This window comes from Microbispora sp. KK1-11 (assembly GCF_006874435.1).
GTDB lineage: Bacteria > Actinomycetota > Actinomycetes > Streptosporangiales > Streptosporangiaceae > Microbispora > Microbispora catharanthi.
The window spans coordinates 38,614-54,503 of record NZ_VIRJ01000029.1 but is presented as its reverse complement, the minus strand read 5'-3'; the positions used below and the strand labels follow the sequence as shown (position 1 = coordinate 54,503).

Annotated in this window: 14 protein-coding genes; 4 read left to right on the top strand and 10 right to left on the bottom strand. The window is 72.2% G+C overall.

From position 1 onward, the window contains the following. Positions 1-9: 9 nt before the first annotated feature. The 6 genes from FLW16_RS32470 to FLW16_RS32450 form a co-directional block, all read right to left on the bottom strand. Positions 10-1,671, bottom strand: a complete 1,662-nt coding sequence (locus tag FLW16_RS32470) for an AMP-binding protein (protein WP_142563950.1) — start codon at positions 1,669-1,671, stop codon at positions 10-12. A gap of 2 nt (positions 1,672-1,673) precedes the next feature. After that, on the bottom strand, positions 1,674-2,885 hold the full coding sequence (locus FLW16_RS32465) for an NADH:flavin oxidoreductase (protein ID WP_142563949.1): 1,212 nt from the start codon (positions 2,883-2,885) through the stop codon (positions 1,674-1,676). A gap of 39 nt (positions 2,886-2,924) precedes the next feature. Continuing rightward, on the bottom strand, positions 2,925-3,071 hold the full coding sequence (locus tag FLW16_RS44035; RefSeq protein ID WP_185949692.1) for a hypothetical protein: 147 nt from the start codon (positions 3,069-3,071) through the stop codon (positions 2,925-2,927). 61 nt (positions 3,072-3,132) lie between these two features. After that, on the bottom strand, positions 3,133-3,894 hold the full coding sequence (locus tag FLW16_RS32460) for an SDR family NAD(P)-dependent oxidoreductase (RefSeq protein ID WP_142563948.1): 762 nt from the start codon (positions 3,892-3,894) through the stop codon (positions 3,133-3,135). Between the two features lie 147 nt (positions 3,895-4,041). After that, a complete protein-coding gene (locus tag FLW16_RS32455; RefSeq protein ID WP_142563947.1) occupies positions 4,042-4,872 on the bottom strand; it encodes a phosphoenolpyruvate hydrolase family protein in 831 nt (276 codons plus the stop codon). A 1-nt stretch (position 4,873) separates the two neighbouring features. Continuing rightward, complete coding sequence (locus tag FLW16_RS32450; RefSeq protein ID WP_142563946.1) at positions 4,874-6,109, bottom strand: Tm-1-like ATP-binding domain-containing protein; 1,236 nt, start codon at positions 6,107-6,109, stop codon at positions 4,874-4,876. Between the two features lie 91 nt (positions 6,110-6,200). Between FLW16_RS32450 and FLW16_RS32445 the strand changes: the two genes are divergently transcribed. Further along, positions 6,201-7,607: a PLP-dependent aminotransferase family protein gene (locus tag FLW16_RS32445; protein ID WP_142563945.1), complete on the top strand. Its 1,407-nt coding sequence runs from the start codon at positions 6,201-6,203 to the stop codon at positions 7,605-7,607. Between the two features lie 10 nt (positions 7,608-7,617). On the opposite strand, the gene FLW16_RS32440 is transcribed toward FLW16_RS32445, so the two are convergent. After that, positions 7,618-8,625 carry a YafY family protein gene (locus tag FLW16_RS32440; RefSeq protein ID WP_142563944.1) on the bottom strand — a complete coding sequence of 336 codons (1,008 nt, stop codon included), beginning with the start codon at positions 8,623-8,625 and terminating at the stop codon, positions 7,618-7,620. A 90-nt stretch (positions 8,626-8,715) separates the two neighbouring features. Here FLW16_RS32440 and FLW16_RS32435 point away from each other — a divergent pair, with 90 nt between their 5' ends. From FLW16_RS32435 to FLW16_RS32425, 3 genes are all read left to right on the top strand, one after another. Further along, the gene (locus tag FLW16_RS32435; RefSeq protein ID WP_142563943.1) at positions 8,716-9,138 is read left to right on the top strand and encodes a VOC family protein; all 423 of its coding nucleotides are present in this window, start codon (positions 8,716-8,718) and stop codon (positions 9,136-9,138) included. A 285-nt stretch (positions 9,139-9,423) separates the two neighbouring features. Further along, a complete protein-coding gene (locus tag FLW16_RS32430; protein WP_221891396.1) occupies positions 9,424-11,079 on the top strand; it encodes a class I adenylate-forming enzyme family protein in 1,656 nt (551 codons plus the stop codon). 103 nt (positions 11,080-11,182) lie between these two features. Further along, positions 11,183-12,100 (top strand): DMT family transporter, encoded by a 918-nt coding sequence (locus tag FLW16_RS32425; protein WP_221891395.1) that lies wholly within the window; start codon positions 11,183-11,185, stop codon positions 12,098-12,100. Positions 12,101-12,152: 52 nt separating this feature from the next. On the opposite strand, the gene FLW16_RS44705 is transcribed toward FLW16_RS32425, so the two are convergent. The 3 genes from FLW16_RS44705 to FLW16_RS32410 form a co-directional block, all read right to left on the bottom strand. Continuing rightward, on the bottom strand, positions 12,153-14,180 hold the full coding sequence (locus tag FLW16_RS44705) for a beta-1,3-glucanase family protein (RefSeq protein WP_142563942.1): 2,028 nt from the start codon (positions 14,178-14,180) through the stop codon (positions 12,153-12,155). 145 nt (positions 14,181-14,325) lie between these two features. Further along, a complete protein-coding gene (locus FLW16_RS32415; protein ID WP_142563941.1) occupies positions 14,326-14,970 on the bottom strand; it encodes a PaaI family thioesterase in 645 nt (214 codons plus the stop codon). Beyond that, positions 14,967-15,836: a MaoC/PaaZ C-terminal domain-containing protein gene (locus tag FLW16_RS32410; RefSeq protein ID WP_142563940.1), complete on the bottom strand. Its 870-nt coding sequence runs from the start codon at positions 15,834-15,836 to the stop codon at positions 14,967-14,969. The genes FLW16_RS32415 and FLW16_RS32410 overlap by 4 nt, the downstream gene beginning before the upstream one ends. Positions 15,837-15,890 lie beyond the last annotated feature (54 nt).

Here is a 15,890-nt window from a genome sequence, read left to right as displayed (position 1 = left end):
CGCTCTCCTTCACGCCTGACCGAGGAAGCGCAGGCGCCCGTTGGCGGCGAACTCCTCGCGCAGCGCGGCCTTGTCCTGTCCGGTCATGAGGGTGTAGTCGGGCGCACCCCGGCCGGCCCATCGATAGACGGCGTCGCCGGTCCGCCAGCCCTCCATCTGCATCTCCTTCTTGCGCAGCTTGTTCGACCCGGTGGCCGGCAGCGCGTGGGAGACCCGCACGTAGCGCGGCGCCCCCTTGGTGCCGAGGTCCTCCTGCGCGGCCAGGAACCCCGGCAGGCCGAGGTCCTCGAACGACGTGCCCTCGGGGATCTCGAGCGCGGCCATGACCTGGTCGCCGGAGCGCGGGTCGGGCACGCCGAACACGGCGGCCGCGACGATCAGCGGGTGCCGGCGCAGGACGCGCTCGGTCGGCAGCGCGGAGATGTTCTCGCCGTCCACCCGGATCCAGTCGCCCGACCGGCCCGCGAAGTAGATGTAGCCGTCCTCGTCGATGTAGCCGAGGTCGCCGGTCCAGTACCAGCCGTGCCTGACCCGTTCGGCGTCGGCGGCCTCGTTCTTGTAGTAGCCCTCGAACCTCGCCGCGCCGTCGACGTCCACGATCTCGCCGATGGCCTCCTCGGCGTTGGTCACCCGGCCGTGCGCGTCGAGCACGGCGCGCGGGCAGGTCTCGCGGGTCTCGGGGTTGACCACCCGTACGCCGGGGCGCGCGGGGCGGCCGAGCGCGGAGGCCGGGCCCTCGGGCGCGAGCGTGATCATGCCGGCGCCCTCGCTCGATCCGTAGCTCTCGACGAGCCGGCAGCCGAACCTGCGCAGGAACTCCGCCTGGTCCTCCGGCGACGCCTCGGTGCCGAAGGCGTGGTCGAGCGTGTTGTCGGCGTCGTCGGGCCGCTCTGGCTGGGCCAGGATGTACGCGATGGCCTTACCGACGTAGGTGAAGAACGTGACGCCGTGGAAGCGGACGTCGGGCAGGAACCCGGAGGCGGAGAACTTCGGCACGAGGACGACCGTCGCCCCGGCGGTCAGCGACGGCGCCCACAACGCCATCAGCGCGTTGCCGTGGAAGAGCGGCATGCAGCAATAACTGACGTCGTGCCGCCGCACGTCGTACTTCTCGCAGTTGGCGTAGCCCAGCCCGGCCAGCCGGCCCTGCGAGCAGACGGCGGCCTTGGAGGCGCCGGTGGTGCCCGAGGTGAACAGCAGCAGCATCCGCGTCTTCGGCGTGATCTCCGGGTCGCGGACCGGCTCGCACGCGTGCGCGGCGACCGTGTCCGCGTAGCCGTCGCCGTCCACCCGCAGGAAGCGGTCGCGCGGCACGCCGATGTCGAGCCCGTCGAGCAGCTTCGTCCCTGCCTCGTCGGTGACGACGAGCTGCAGGTCGGTGTGCCTGACCTCCTGCTCCAGGTACGCGCCGCGCCGGGTGCTGTTGATCCCGACGATCGTCGCGCCGCTCAGCGCGGCGGCGCCGAGCCAGAAGATGTACTCGGGAGTGTTGTCGAGCAGCACGCCGATGTGGAACGGCCCGTCCTGCCGCAGTGACCGCGCCAGCGCGGCCCGGGCGGCGCTCTCCCGCACCACCTCGTCCCAGGTCCAGGTGCGCTCGCGGGTCCGCAGGCCGGGGTGGTCGTCGCCCAGGCGGTCGAGCAGCAGGTCGGCGATGGTCTCCCGGCGCACCGCTACCCCTTCTGCCGTACGGCGATCGGGCCGGTCAGCACGCAGTGCGTGCCTCCGTAGATCGCGGTCATGCACTTGTTGCAGTGGATGCACAGCGACCTGACGCCGTTGTCCGCCTGGATGCGGTTGATCAGGTCCGGCTCGCGCAGCAGCGCCCGGGCCATCGCGACGAACTGGAAGCCCTCGGCCATCGCCTGGTCCATGACCTGCTTGTTGGTGATCCCGCCGAGCAGGATGAGCGGCATCGTCTTGAGCGCGGCGCGGAACTGCCGGGCGTCGTCGAGCAGGTAAGCGTCCTTGTAGGGGTAGGCGCGCAGGAAGTGCTTGCCGACGAGCCGGACGCCGAGCTTCACCGGCTGCTTCATGACCGCGGCGAACTCGCGCAGCGGGGCGTCGCCCTTGAACAGGTACATGGGGTTGAGCAGCGAGCTGCCGGCGGTGAGCTCCAGCGCGTCGAGCGAGCCGTCCTCATCCAGCCACTGCGCGACCTTGATCGACTCGTCCAGCCAGAAGCCGCCGGGCACGCCGTCGTCCATGTTGAGCTTGGCCGTGATCGCGATCCGGTCGCCGACCGCGTCGCGCACGGCGCGGGCGATGTCCCGCGACAGGCGGGCCCGGTTCTCCAGGCTGCCGCCGTACTCGTCCTTGCGGTGGTTGACCCGCGGGCTGAGGAACGAGCTGGCGAGGTAGTTGTGCCCGAGGTGGATCTCGACGGCGTCGAAGCCCGCCTCGATCGCCATCTTCCCGGCGTGGGCGTGGGCGGCGACGATCCGCCGCAGGTCGTCCCGGGTCGCGGCCTTGGTGAAGCTCGTCGTGGTGGCGTGGAAGTGCCGCGTGGGGCCGAGCGAGGGCAGCTTGTTCGACTTGGGGTTGGCGACCGGCCCGGCGTGGCCGATCTGCGCGGCGACGGCGGCGCCCTCGGCGTGCACCGCGTCGGTGAGCCTGCGCAGCCCGGGCAGCGCCTCGGGGGTCCACTGGATCTGGCGCGCGTCCGTGCGTCCCTCGGGGGCGACCGCGCAGTAGGCCACGGTGGTCATGCCGACGCCGCCCCGGGCGTGCCGCACGTGGAACTCGATAAGTTCGTCGGTGACGAGGCTCTTACGGCTCAGCCCCTCGTACGTGGCCGCCTTGATGATGCGGTTGCGCAGGGTCACCGGCCCCAGCTTCGCCGGGGCGAGCACGTCCGGAGCCGTCCGGGGCGCTTCCTGAGTCAATGGGGGATCCTCCACTCCGGTCTTCAAGCTGTCCAGACGTTAGTCAGCGGGACCCGCCGGCGATCCGGCGAATCCCGCTGACCGGGAGAAATCCGGCTGTTCGCCGGCGCAGCCCGCCGGCATCGCCACGGCCATCACGGGGGCCAGGGCACCGGCCGCCACGCGGCCGATCGCCTTGCCGTTCATCCGCTGGTTCTCCTTTCGCTGACCGCCAGACGGCGGCAGGTGGTGCGGGGGGTGCGGGGGCTCAGCCGAAGAAGGCCTGCCCGCCGTCGAGGGGCACGGTCGCGCCGGTCAGGTAGCGCAGGTCCGGGCCCACGAGCGCGACCACGGCGCGGCCGATGTCCTGCTCGCAGTCGCCGATGTAGCCGAGGGGGATGGTCTTGCGGAACGCCTCCGCCTCCTCAGGGAAGGCCTCCGTCCACCGCTTCAGCCCCGGGGACAGGGCGTGCGGGGCGATGTTGTTGGCGCGGATGCCGTCCGGGCCCCACTCGGTGGCCGCCGTACGCGTGAGCGAGCGCAGCGCCTGCTTCGCCGCGGCGTACGCGCCGTAGGTGGCGGGATCCCAGCGGACCATGGCAGAGGTGACGAGGTTGACGATGCTGCCGCCGCCGCGGGCCTTCATGTGGGGGTGACAGGCCTTCATGAATGCGAACGCGGCGAACGGGCCGCTGCGGAAGCCCTTCTGGAAGTCGGCGTCGCTCATCGACAGCAGCGGGCCGTACGCGCCGGTGTAGGCGTTGTTGACGAGGATGTCCACCCCGCCGAACCGGGCCACGACGGCCTCGACCACCGCGGGGATCGCGTCGCTCTCGGTAACCTCGCACTGGAACGGCTCCGCCGTCCCGCCGCGTTCGCGGATCAGCTCGCAGGTCGTCTCCAGCTTCGCCGTCGTGCGGCCGAGCACCGCCACGGCGGCGCCCTCCGAGGCGAGGGCGAGCGCGATGCCCTGGCCGACACCCTGACCCGCTCCCGTAACAATCGCGACTTTTCCGTCCAGACTTCCCATAGGTCTTCCGTCCGCCGTGTGTTGGGCCGAAATAGTGGTGTGACACGGCACACGGAAAGGGACCAGTCCCGCTCACCGGGAGGCCCGCCGCCGCGCAGGCCGGCGTGAGGTCGAGTGGAAAGCGCCGGATCAGCCGTCCAGGAAGCGTCAGGCAGGGCCGAGCCGCAGGCTCTTGAACTGGGTCGCCTGGGCGGCGATCGCCTTCTCCGTGGGGAGGCGTTCCATCGACGACGCCCCGAAGAAGCCCGCGATCCCGTTCGTGCGATCGAGGACGAACTGGGCGTCCTCCGGTTCGGCGATGGGGCCGCCGTGGCAGAGCACGATGACGTCGGGGTTCACCGCGACGGCGGCATCGCGCATCTCCTGCACCGCGGTGGCCGCCTCTTCGAGGGTGAGGGCGGTCTCCGCGCCGATGCTGCCGCTCGTGGTCAGCCCGACATGGGGCACGAGGACGTCGGCGCCGGCCTCGGCCATCGCCGCGGCCTGCTCGGCGTCGAAGACGTAGGGGGCGGTGAGCAGGTCACGCCGACGCGCTTCCCTGATCATGTCCACCTCGAGCCGGTAGCCCATCCCGGTCTCCTCGAGGTTCTGCCGGAACTTGCCGTCGTACAGGCCCACGGTGGGGAAGTTCTGCACGCCGGCGAAGCCCATCGCCTTCAACTGGTCGAGGAAGGGGCCCATGAGACGGAAGGGGTCGGTGCCGCAGACCCCGGCCAGCACGGGGGTGTCGCGCACGACCGGGAGGACTTCCCTGGCCATGTCGACGACGATCGCGTTGGCGTCGCCGTACGGAAGCAACCCGGCGAGCGAGCCCCGCCCGGCCATGCGGTAGCGGCCCGAGTTGTAGATGATCAGCAGGTCGACGCCGCCGGCCTCGGCGGCCTTGGCCGACAGGCCGGTGCCGGCGCCCGCTCCGATGATGGGCCGGCCGGACCCGACGGTGGCGCGCAGGCGTTCGAGAGCTGTCTCGCGGTTCATCTCATTCTCCGGTTCGCTGGGCGCGGATGAGGCGGTGCAGGGCTTCGGCCGCGGCCCGGCCGAAGCCCGGATCGTTGATGGCGGCGTCCACGTCGTGGACGGGGACGCCGGTGTCCTTCAGGCCGTCCCGGAGCGCGGCGAAGCAGGCGGCGTCGGCATCGGGATCGGCGAACGGCCCTCCTTCGACGTCGATCCCGGAGACGCCCTTCAGCGGCAGGTAGACCTCCACCGGCCCGGTCGCGCGGCTGAGCTTGTCGCCGATCCTGGCCCCGAGCTCGGCCATCTCGTCGCGGGTCGTCCGCATGAGGGTGACCGTGGGGTTGTGCACCAGGAACTTCCGGTCCGCGAACTCCTCCGGCACGGTGTCCCGGGGCCCGAAGTTGACCATGTCGAGTGCCCCGACGCTGACGACCTGCGGGATGCCGGCTCGCCCCGCCGCCTCCAGCCGGTGGGGGCCGGCGGTGAGGACCCCGCCGACGAGGTCGTCGGCCAGTTCGGTGGTGGTCAGGTCGAGGACGCCGTCGAGCATGCCGGAGGCGGCGAGGGCCTCCATCGCCCGCCCGCCGGAACCGGTGGCGTGGAAGACCAGCACTTCGTATCCGGCGCTGGTCAGGTAGTCACGGGCTTCGTCGACGGCGGGCGTGGTGAGCCCGAACATCGTGGCGCCGACGAGCGTGCGTTCGTCGCCGGTCTCATCCCGGACCCGGGCGTACCGCTGGGCCATCCCGGCCGCCGCGGCGGCGGCGTTGCCGAGAACCGCGCGCGAGAGCCGGTTGATGCCGGAGATGTCCACGACGGAGTACATGAGGGTGACGTCGACGTCTCCGACGTAGGGGCCGACGTCGCCCGAGGCCATGGTCGAGACCAGCAGCTTGGGCACTCCGACGGGCAGGGCCTGAAGCGCCCGGGCGGCGACGGACGAGCCGCTGGAGCCGCCGATCGCGAGCAGGCCGTCGAGGCGCCCCTCGTCGAACAGCCGCCGGACGATCACGGCGGCGCCGGTCGCCATCGCGTCCATCGCGGCGCCGCGGTCACGGGCGTCGCGGAGCCGGTCGAGCTCGGTGCCTGCCGCCCGCGCCACCTCGTCCGCGCCGATGTCGGCGAGTTCCGCGCCGTGGGCGAAGGTGCCGACATTGATCAGGAGCACGTCGCAGCCCGCGTCGCGCAGCTGGTCGCGGACCCAGCGATACTCCTCGGTCTTGGTGTCCAGCGTTCCCAGCAGCACCACCGTCGCCACCGCGACCTCCCTGTCGTCGTCGACCTGCGCGTACGGTCGAGGATGTTCCCCTGCTGCCGTACCGGCCAGGCCAATCACGCAGAATTGGTCCATGGCACGTGCGGAGCATGTCGACAGTGCCGCGTTGGCCCGCTTGATCGGGGGATGGCGGGCGGAGGACGTGCCGCTGCCGCACGCGCTCGCCGGCGCGCTCGCCGAGCTGATCGCCGGCAACGTGCTGGTCGACGGGGCCGCGCTGCCGCCGCAACGCGCGCTGGCCGCCGCGCTGGGCGTGTCCCGCGGGACCGTCGCCGAGGCGTACGCCGAGCTGGCCGCGCGGGGACAGCTGACGTCCCGGCAGGGGTCGGGCTCGCGCATCCGGCGCGGCCGGAGCGCGGGAGGGGATCATGTGGTCGAGGGACGGCTGGCGTCCTTCGGCCGCACCCGCCGCCCGGTCGAGCTGGACCTGTCCAGCGGCGCCCTGCCCGCCCTGTCGCTGGTGCGGGACGTCGTTGCGGCGGTCGACCTGCGCGAGCTCGACGTCTACCTCGCGGACGACGGCTACTACGCCGCGGGGCTGCCTCGTCTTCGCTCGATCGTGGCCGAGCAGTACACCGCGCAGGGGCTGCCGACCGGGCCCGACCAGATCCTCGTCACGTCCGGCTCCCAGCAGGCCGTCTGGTTGTGCGCGTCGTCCCTGGTCGCGCCGGGAGACGAAGTGCTGGTCGAGGAGCCGAGCTACCGAGGTGCGATCGAGGCGTTCCGTACGGCCGGGGCGCGGCTGACGGGGGTGCCCGTACGGCAGGACGGCCTCGACCTCGACCACCTCGAACGGGTCGCGCATCGGGCCGCCCTCCTCTACTGCCAGCCCTCGGCGCACAACCCCACCGGGATCAGCTGGCCGGCGGCGAGCAGGGAGCGGCTCAGCGAGATCGTCGGCAGGCACGGCGTGCTGACGATCGAAGACCGATCCTGTGCCGATCTCGTCCTCGACGACCGCGGCGTCCGGCCCCCGCTGCCCGACCCTGCTCATCCCGGCTCCGCGACTCCCGGCTCGGTGATCCGGATCGGCACCGCGTCCAAGCTGCTCTGGGGCGGGCTACGGGTCGGGTGGATCCGCGCGGAGCGGCCGATGATCGTGCGGTTGACGCAGGCCAAGGCGGCACTGGACCTGGCGGCTCCGGTGATCGACCAGATGGTGACCGCCGAGCTCCTGACGCAGGCCGATCGGGCCCGGCAGGAGCGCACCCGGCGCCTGCGGACCCATCTCGCCGAGGCGGCGGCGGTCCTGGCGGAACGGCGCCCGGCGTGGCGGTGGACGCCGCCGCACGGCGGGACGGCGCTGTGGATCGACACCGGAACCGACGCCGTCGCGCTGGCAGAACGCGCACGGGGAAGGGGCGTGCTGGTCACCGCCGGCCCGGCCTTCTCCCCCTCGAACGCGCAGCGCTCCCGGCTGCGGCTGCCGTTCTGGAGACCAGTGGAGCAGTTCGCGCACGCGGTCGAACTCCTCGAGTGAGTCCCGCGTGTCACACCTCGGCGGCGTTGGCGTAGCGGCGTGCCAGGTGGGCGAAGGCGGCTTTGAGCTCGGCCGGGCCGACGACCTCGATGTCGGCGTCGAACCTGCCGACGGCGGCGGCCAGGCCGGCCCATGACCACGAACCCAGGACGAGCCGGCAACGGTCCGGGCCGAGTGCCTCCACGACCGCGTCGCGGATGTAGGGGGACACGGCGGCGGCGGGCAGGCCGAGGATCACCTCGCCGCGGCAGGGCCAGTCGCCGGAGCCGCCGGAGCCGGAGCCTGAGCTGGAGCCTCGGAACCTGCCGGCCACGTAGGCGGCCACATCACCTCCCGGCAGCTCGCGCGGGGTGAAACGCGGTCCCGTGGGGGTGCGCGGGGTGATCCGGTCGGCGCGGAAGGTGCGCCAGTCCCCACGATCGAGGTCCCAGGCGACCAGATACCAGAGCCCGCCCCAGGTGACCAGGTGATGAGGCTCCACCCGGCGCGGTGGCGCCGGCACGCCGTCGTCGTCCGTGTCCGGAGGAGACGCGGCGGCGTAGTCGAAACGCAGCACCTCACGGGCGTGGACGACGGCGCCGAGCGCCGTGAGCACGCCGATGTCGACGCGCGGACCGGCCGGGATCGCGGACCGCTCGACGGCGGTGACCTGAAGGGCGTCGATCCGGTGGCGCAGCCGCGCGGGCATGACCTGCCGGACGGTGGTCAGCGCGCGCGCCGCGGCCTCCCCGATGCCGGCCCCGCTCGCGGTGGCCGTCTGGAGGGCCACGGCGAGGGCGACGGCCTGGTCGTCGTCGAACAGCAGCGGGGGCATCCGCGAACCGGCGTCGAGCCGGTATCCGCCGTCGGGCCCCTTGAAGGTGATGATCGGGTAACCGAGCTCGCGAAGACGGTCCACGTCACGGCGGACCGTGCGCGCACTGACGTTCAGCCGGGCCGCCAGGTCCTCTCCCGACCAGTCACGGCGGGTCTGCAGCAGCGAGAGGATCGCGAGCAGTCGCGCGGATGTCTTCGGCACGAGACTCATTGTGCTTCCAGTAGAGGACACACCCTGTCCTCTACCCCTGAAAGTGTGGGGTCACCGAATCACCGAAGGCGAGGAGCCACCATGTCCATCACCACCACGACTCACCTGAACTTCCGCGGCGACGCCCGGGCGGCGCTCGACTTCTATCACTCCGTCTTCGGCGGGAGCGTCGTCGCCGTCACCTACAAGGACGCGGGCGCCGTGCAGGATCCCGACGAGGCGGACTGGGTGATGTGGGGCCAGGTCACCGCGGACAACGGCTTCCATGTCATGGCCTACGACGTGCCCTCGCAGACGCCCTGGCACCCGGGGGAGAACGCCGTCTTCGTCTCCGTGCGCGGCGACGACACCGGCGAGATCACCGCCCTCTGGGACAGGCTGGCCGTCGGCGCGACCGTCGTGCGGCCGCTGGAGCCCGCGCAGTGGGCGCCGCTCTACGGAATGCTCAAGGACCGCTTCGGCGTCGTCTGGGTCCTGGACGTCGCGGCCCCCTATAACGGCTGACCTCCCCCGCCGAGCAGAAGAGGCGCAGAGCAGAAGAGGCGCAGAGCAGAAGAGGAGTCGGATCACTGTGAGAACGGGGGGCGGTCGTTGGAGTCCTTCCTGTCCGGCGGCGTGACGCCGATCCCGTCCGCGCGGCCTACGCTCACCCGAGTGCATGGAGGGATTCGCCCCGCCGTCCCGGTGACCGGGAGTTCCGGCGTCCCGCGCCCGGCCTTTGCCGACAATTTCGGCCACGGACGGACTCCGGCGCGCGGCGCATCCCGGCATGAAGGGGAACTGATAGGCATGTCGACAGATCCGAGGCTCGCGGCGGCGGCGGTGATGGCCGGGCTCACCGGTCCCGGCGGGGCGTTCGAGCTCGCCGAGGAGGAGGTCCTCGGCACGCGCATGACGGTCTTCAAGAACCGGCCCCGCAACCTCGGCGAGGTGCTCGCCGCCTCGGCCGCGTACGGCGACCGCGACTACATCGTGACGGCGCACGAGCGGCTGAGCTTCGCCGAGCACGCCCGCCAGACGGCCGCGCTGGCCGCCGCACTGCGCGAGGAGCACGGTGTGCGCCCCGGCGACCGCGTCGCGATCAACGCGGCCAACTACCCGGGCTGGATCGTCTCGTTCTGGGCGGCGGTGGCCGCCGGCGCCGTCGCGGTCGCGTACAACGCGTGGTGGTCACGCGGGGAGGTCGAGTACGCCCTCGGTCACACGGAGCCGAAGGTGCTGATCGCGGACGCCAAGCGGGCCGCGCTCGCCCCCGCGGGGACCACGGTCGTGGCCCTTGAGGAGGACCTCCCCCGGCTGATCGAGCGGCACGCGGGCGCTCCGCCGGCCCCGCACGCCGCCGCCGAGGACGACCCAGCGGTGATCATCTACACCAGCGGCACCTCGGGCCGTCCCAAGGGCGCGGTCCACACGCATCGCAACCTCACCTCCGTGGTCGAGTACCACCGGATGAACGACGCGCTGGCCCAGGCGTTCGGCGACCCGACGAACCCCGCGGACCGGCGTTACCTGCTGGCGCTGCCGCTGTTCCACATCGCGAGCCTGCACAATCTCGCGGTGCCCCGCCTCGCGACCGGCAGCGCCGTCGTGATGCACCTGGGGGCCTTCGACGTGGACCGCGTGCTGCGGCTCGTCGAGCGGGAGCGGGTCACCAACTGGGGCGCGGTGCCGACGATGGCGAACCGCCTGATCGAGCACGGCGACCTGTCGGGCTACGACCTGTCGTCGCTGACCGCCTTCGCGCTGGCCTCGGCGCCGTCCTCCCCCGCGTTCAAGCAGCGGCTGCGCGAGGTGTTCCCGGTCGCCCGGCAGTCCCTGGTGGACAGCTACGGCCTGACCGAGTCGTCCACCGCGATCGCCGTCGCCACCCCGGCCGACCTGGAGGAGGCCCCGGGGACGCTCGGCCGCCCGATCGCCACCGTGCGGCTGGAGATCCGCGACCCCGAGGGCAAGCCGCTGCCGGAGGGCGAGGAGGGCGAGGTCTGCGTCCGCAGCCCGTTCAACATGCTCGGCTACTGGCGGGACCCCCAGGCGACCGCGCAGGCCATACGGGAGGACCGGTGGCTGCACACCGGCGACATCGGGGTGATCGAGAACGGGCGGCTGCGCCTGAGCACCCGCCGCTCCGACCTGATCATCCGGGGCGGGGAGAACGTCTACCCCGCCGAGGTCGAGAACGCGCTGGCCGAGCACCCGGCTGTGGTGGAGTGCGTCGTGCTCGGCGCACCGCACCCCGACCTCGGCCAGGAGGTCGTCGCCGTGGTCGTCATGGCGGCGGGGCACGACGTGGGCGAGGACGACCTGCGGGCGCACCTGTGCGACCGGCTCGCCTACTTCAAGGTGCCGTCGCGGTGGCGGATCACGACCGAGGCGCTGCCGCGCAACGCCACCGGCAAGGTGATCCGACAGGAGGTCAAGCGCGAGCTCGGCATCGCCGACTCCTGAGACGCCCGCACGCGGTTCGTCATGAGGCGTGGTTCCGGCACCGGGGGGTAGCTCGGGTTGGCGGAACCGATCACACCGGACCACCGGAAGCCGGGGGACGCCCATGACACGTGTGAGCGAGAGCCAGACCGCGAACGTGACCGGCCGGGCCGCGGGCCACCCGTCCGTGTCGATGGCGCTGGGGGCGCTGTTCGTGTCGGCCTCGGCCGTGCTGATCCACCTGTCGGGCGCCTCACCGGGCACCGCCTCGTTCTACCGCTGCCTGCTGGCCCTTCCCGCGCTGGTTCCGCTCGCACTGCTGGAACGCGGGCGCGAGGGCCCGGTGCCGGCGCGCCGGCGGGCCGTCACCCTCGCCGCGGGCGCCCTGTTCGCCGGCGACATGCTGCTGTGGACGGCGGCGATCGACGAGGTCGGCGCCGGGCTGTCCACCGTGCTCGTCAACGTCCAGGTGGTGATCGTGCCGCTGCTCGCCCTGCTGGTGGACCGCGAGCCGCCGCCCCGCCGCTTCCTCGTGTCCCTGCCCTTCCTCCTGCTCGGCGTGGTCCTGGCGAGCGGTGTGGCCGAGGGCGGCGCCGGCGGGAGCCGGCCGCTCCTCGGGACCGTCCACGCCGTGCTGGCGGCCGTGTGCTACTCGGGCTTCCTGTTCCTGCTGCGGCGGGGAGGGCAGCAGGGGCAGGCGGTGCAGTCCTATCTGTGGGTGACCGTCGCCGCCGCCGTCGCCTCGCTGGCCGCGGGCGCCCTCTGGCAGGGCGTCGATCTGGCTCCCGGCTGGACGGCCGTCGGGTGGCTGGCCCTGGTCGCGGTCTTCGGGCAGGTGCTCGGCTGGCTCCTCGTCGCCGTGGCCGCGCCCCGTCTCGCCAGCCACGTCGGGGCCATCCTGCTGCTGCTCACGCCCGTCGGGGCCCTCGTCCTCGGCTGGGCCGTCCTCGGCGAGCACCCCTCCCCTCTCCAGCTGGCGGGCTGCGCCGTGATCCTGGCGAGCGGCACCTTCGCCACCACCCGTTCCGCCCGCGATTCGTGAGGCGGGCGATCCGGCCCGGCGGTGCGAGGGGGTGCACCGCCGGGCCGGATCTTCACTGGACGGCGAAGCGCTGGGCCGCGCTGCCGTTGCAGTCGTAGATCTGCAGACGGGTGCCGTTGCCGGTCGCGCCGCCGGGGGCGTCGATGCACCGGCCCGACTGGGGGTTCCGGATCGACCCGTCGGCCAGCTGCACCCAGTTCTGCGCGCCCGTGGTGTTGCAGTCGTACAGCTGCAACGGCGTGCCGTTGGCGGTGCCGCCCGACTGCACGTCGAGGCAGCGGCCGAGGGTGCGCAGCGTCTGCCCGCTCCAGGTCCAGTACTGGTCCTTCGCGTAGGACTGGCAGTCCCACAGCTGCACCGCCGTGTTGTTGCCTCCGGTGTCGTCACCGGCGACGTCGACGCACTTGCCGCCGGGGCCGGCGATGTTCGCCCCGCCGGCGAACGACCAGCGCTGGGCCGCGCTGCCGTTGCAGTCGTAGATCTGCAGGCGGGTGCCGTTGCCGGTCGCGCCGCTGGGCGAGTCGAGGCACCGGCCTGACCCGGTGTTCCTGATGGAGCCGTCGGACTGCAGCACCCACTGCTGGTTGCCGCCGCCGGAGCAGTCCCAGATCTGCACCTTCGACCCGTTCGCGGTGCCGTTGTCGACGACGTCGAGGCACTTGCCGCCGTTGAACGTGCGCAGGGTGTTGCCGACCATCGTGTAGTGCTGGTCGACGGCGTAGGACTGGCAGTCCCACAGTTGCACCGGCGCGCCGTTGCCGCCCGTGTCGTCGCCCGCCACGTCGACGCACTTGCCGCCGGGGCCGGTGATCGGCTGGCCGGCCACCGTGCCGCCGGGGCCGCCCGTGCCGCCGCCGGTGCCGAAGCTTCCGATCGTCATCGCGGCCGACGACGGGTTGGGCTGGTCGATCGTCGGGGCGAACCCGCCGACGTCGTCGTAGGAGAAGCCGTAGGCCAGGCCGTTCAGCGAGTTGGCGTGCATCGTCTTGCTGAACAGGTTCGACGCGGACTGCCCGTAGAACTTCGTCGCGTCCGTCGTCGGCTGGGTGTCGTACATGACCCGGCCTGCCGTCGACAGCGTCGCGCGGTTGAGCGCGGCGCACACCCGCGCGCCGACCGCGAGGATGGCGGCCTGGTCGGGCTGGTTCTGCGGTTGCATGCCACCGGAGCACGCGAAGACGTCGCTCGTGACCGGTCTGGTGAGCGTGCCGATGACGGCGCCGGACGCGTTCCTGAACGTCCAGTTCGTGCCGCTGGTGGTGCCGGTGAAGGTGCCCAGCGACGTCTGGACGGTCAACGGGTGCGTGGCGTAGTAGGACCACACCCCGTTCACGTAGGAGTCGAGGTACGTCGAGGGGAACAGCCCCTTGGCGATGGCGTGCACGGGCGCGAGCACGCGCAGCGGGAGGCCGTCGGAGGCCCGGGTCGTCGTCAGGCCGGACCACGGCGACCCCAGCCCGGCGATCGCGTTGAGTACGCCGGTGCGGTTGCCGGGGATGCCCTGCGTCTGGGTGTTCCCGGAGGAGTCGGTGACGCTGACCGTCATCGGGATGCTGAACATGTCGACCGTGGTCGAGTTGATGAAGATGCCCGTGCCGCCGTTGCTGTCCCTGGCGAACTCCGTCCAGTCGTAGAGGATGCCGGCGTTCGGGTCGCTGTCGACCCAGGGCGCCGGCTCGACCAGGCCGTTCGTGGTCAGGAAGAACCGCAGCTTGGCACCCATCGACACATAGACGCGGCCGCCGGACAGGCTCGGCGGCAGCGTGATGGTCGTGGTGGCGCCGTTGCCCGGCCCGGGGATCGCGATGTCCGGCGCCGGGACGGGCCCGTTGGGGATCGACGAGGGGAAACTGTACGCGCGCCACGTCCCCGAGGCGTCGACGTACCCCTGCCGGCCGGCCGAGCGGGCGACGACGTAGACGTACGTCGCGTCGCCTCGGCCGGAGTTGTTGGTGATCTTGAATGGCAACTGCGTGACGGCGGCGTTCGCCGCCTGCTGCCCGGCGGCGAGGACGACCGCCTGGGCCAGCAACACGACGGCGAGCAGAGCCCGCCGCCATCGCCGGAACGACACGTGCATCTCTCGGCTCCTCTGGGGGGGTGCGGAGACAAGCTCTGAGAGCGCTCTCAGTAAAGTAACTTTACTGTTAACTGACCGCTCGTCAATAGCCGTGGAAACCGCGTTTCCTGGCGAAGAGCCGAAGCCATCTGTCCTGTGAGAGCGCTTACTGCGCCTGGGATCGGCGAGGCCGGTCGAGCTGCTTGTCGATGAACAGGCCCTCGGCGGTGACGCACACCTGCCCGTCCGCGGTGATCGCCCCGGTGGTGTAGATCTTGCGTCCGTCCACGGAGGTCTGCCTGCCGGTCACGGTCAGCCGCTCGAACAACGGGGTGGGCCGGTGGTAGCGCAGGGTCAGCGTGCCCGTCATCCCCGAGGTCCCTGCCCAGGCGTTCGCGACGCCCAGCGTGTGGTCGAGCAGCAGCGCCGACACACCTCCGTGCACGCATCCGGGAGGCCCCTGGTAGGGCATGCCCAGCACGACCTCGCCCTCGATGGAACCGTCGTCCCTGCCGTACAGGCGCAGCGGCGGGGCGACCGCGTTCTCCGGCCCGGTCACCGGGTCGTGCCGGGTCACGCCCTCCCCCCGCCACATGTCGACCATGCGCTCGCCCACCGTGGGGGCGTGCGCCTCCAGGTGGTCGGCCACGGCGTTCAGCTGCTCGGCGACCTGGGACATCTCGACCGCCGACATGTCGCCCGAGTGGAGCAGCGCGTCGATCACCCGGCGGGCCGCGGCGACCGCCGCGTCCACGCCCTCGTTGTTCGGGGTCGCCGTCAGCTCCGTACGGTCGATCCGCGTCTCCGTCATGAGATCTCCGCTGTCGCGTGGGTGAGCACGGCGGCGTCGCCGCGCTCGGGGCAGGTGGATCGGAACACGAGCCGGTCGCCCTCGCGCCACACGGTGGTCCGGATCGTCTCGCCGGGGAACAGCACCCCGGCGAAACGCACCGACAGCCCGGTCAGCCTGGTCACGTCACCGCCGAGGACGCCGTCCGTCAGCGCCTTCGCCACTATGCCGTACGACGCGAGGCCGTGCAGGATCGGGTGGTCGAAGCCGGCCGCCCGGGCGAAGGCGGGGTCGGCGTGCAGCGGGTTGAGGTCGCCGTTGAGCCGGTAGAGCAGGGCCTGCCCGGGGGTGGTCGGCGAGTCGAGCACGTGGTCGGGCTCCCGGTCCGGCTCCGTCCACGGGGTCTCCGGGCCCGGCTCGCCACCGAAGCCGCCCTCGCCGCGCGCCCAGATCAGCATGGTCGTGGTCCACAGCGGGTCGCCCGCGGGATCGGCCGCCGCCTGCTCCATCTCGATAACCGCGGCCTTGCCCTTGTCCCAGATGTTCGCGACCCGGGAGGACACGACGGCCTCGCCGGTCGCGGGCAGCGGCCGGCGCACGGTGAGCGCCTGCCCGGCGTGCAGGATCCTGCGCAGGTCGATGTCGATGCCGGGCATGCTCATCGCGGTCGGCGGGCGCTCCCCCGCCGAGATCCCCTGCCCGGCGACCATGGCGAAGGTGGGCAGGACGCGCAGGCCGCGCTCATAGGTGTAGGACAGCTCGGGATCGGCGCCCGCGTCCCTCCCTGCGCCCAGGCTGAGGTGGTAGAGCAGCACGTCGCGGCTGGTCCAGAAGATCTCCCGGGTGGCCGGTGGCGCGCCCAGGGCCGTGTCGAGGTCGATCGGCATGCTCCTCAGTCCTCCTCGTCGTCGTTCAGGGCGCGCTCGACGAACGTCCTGCCG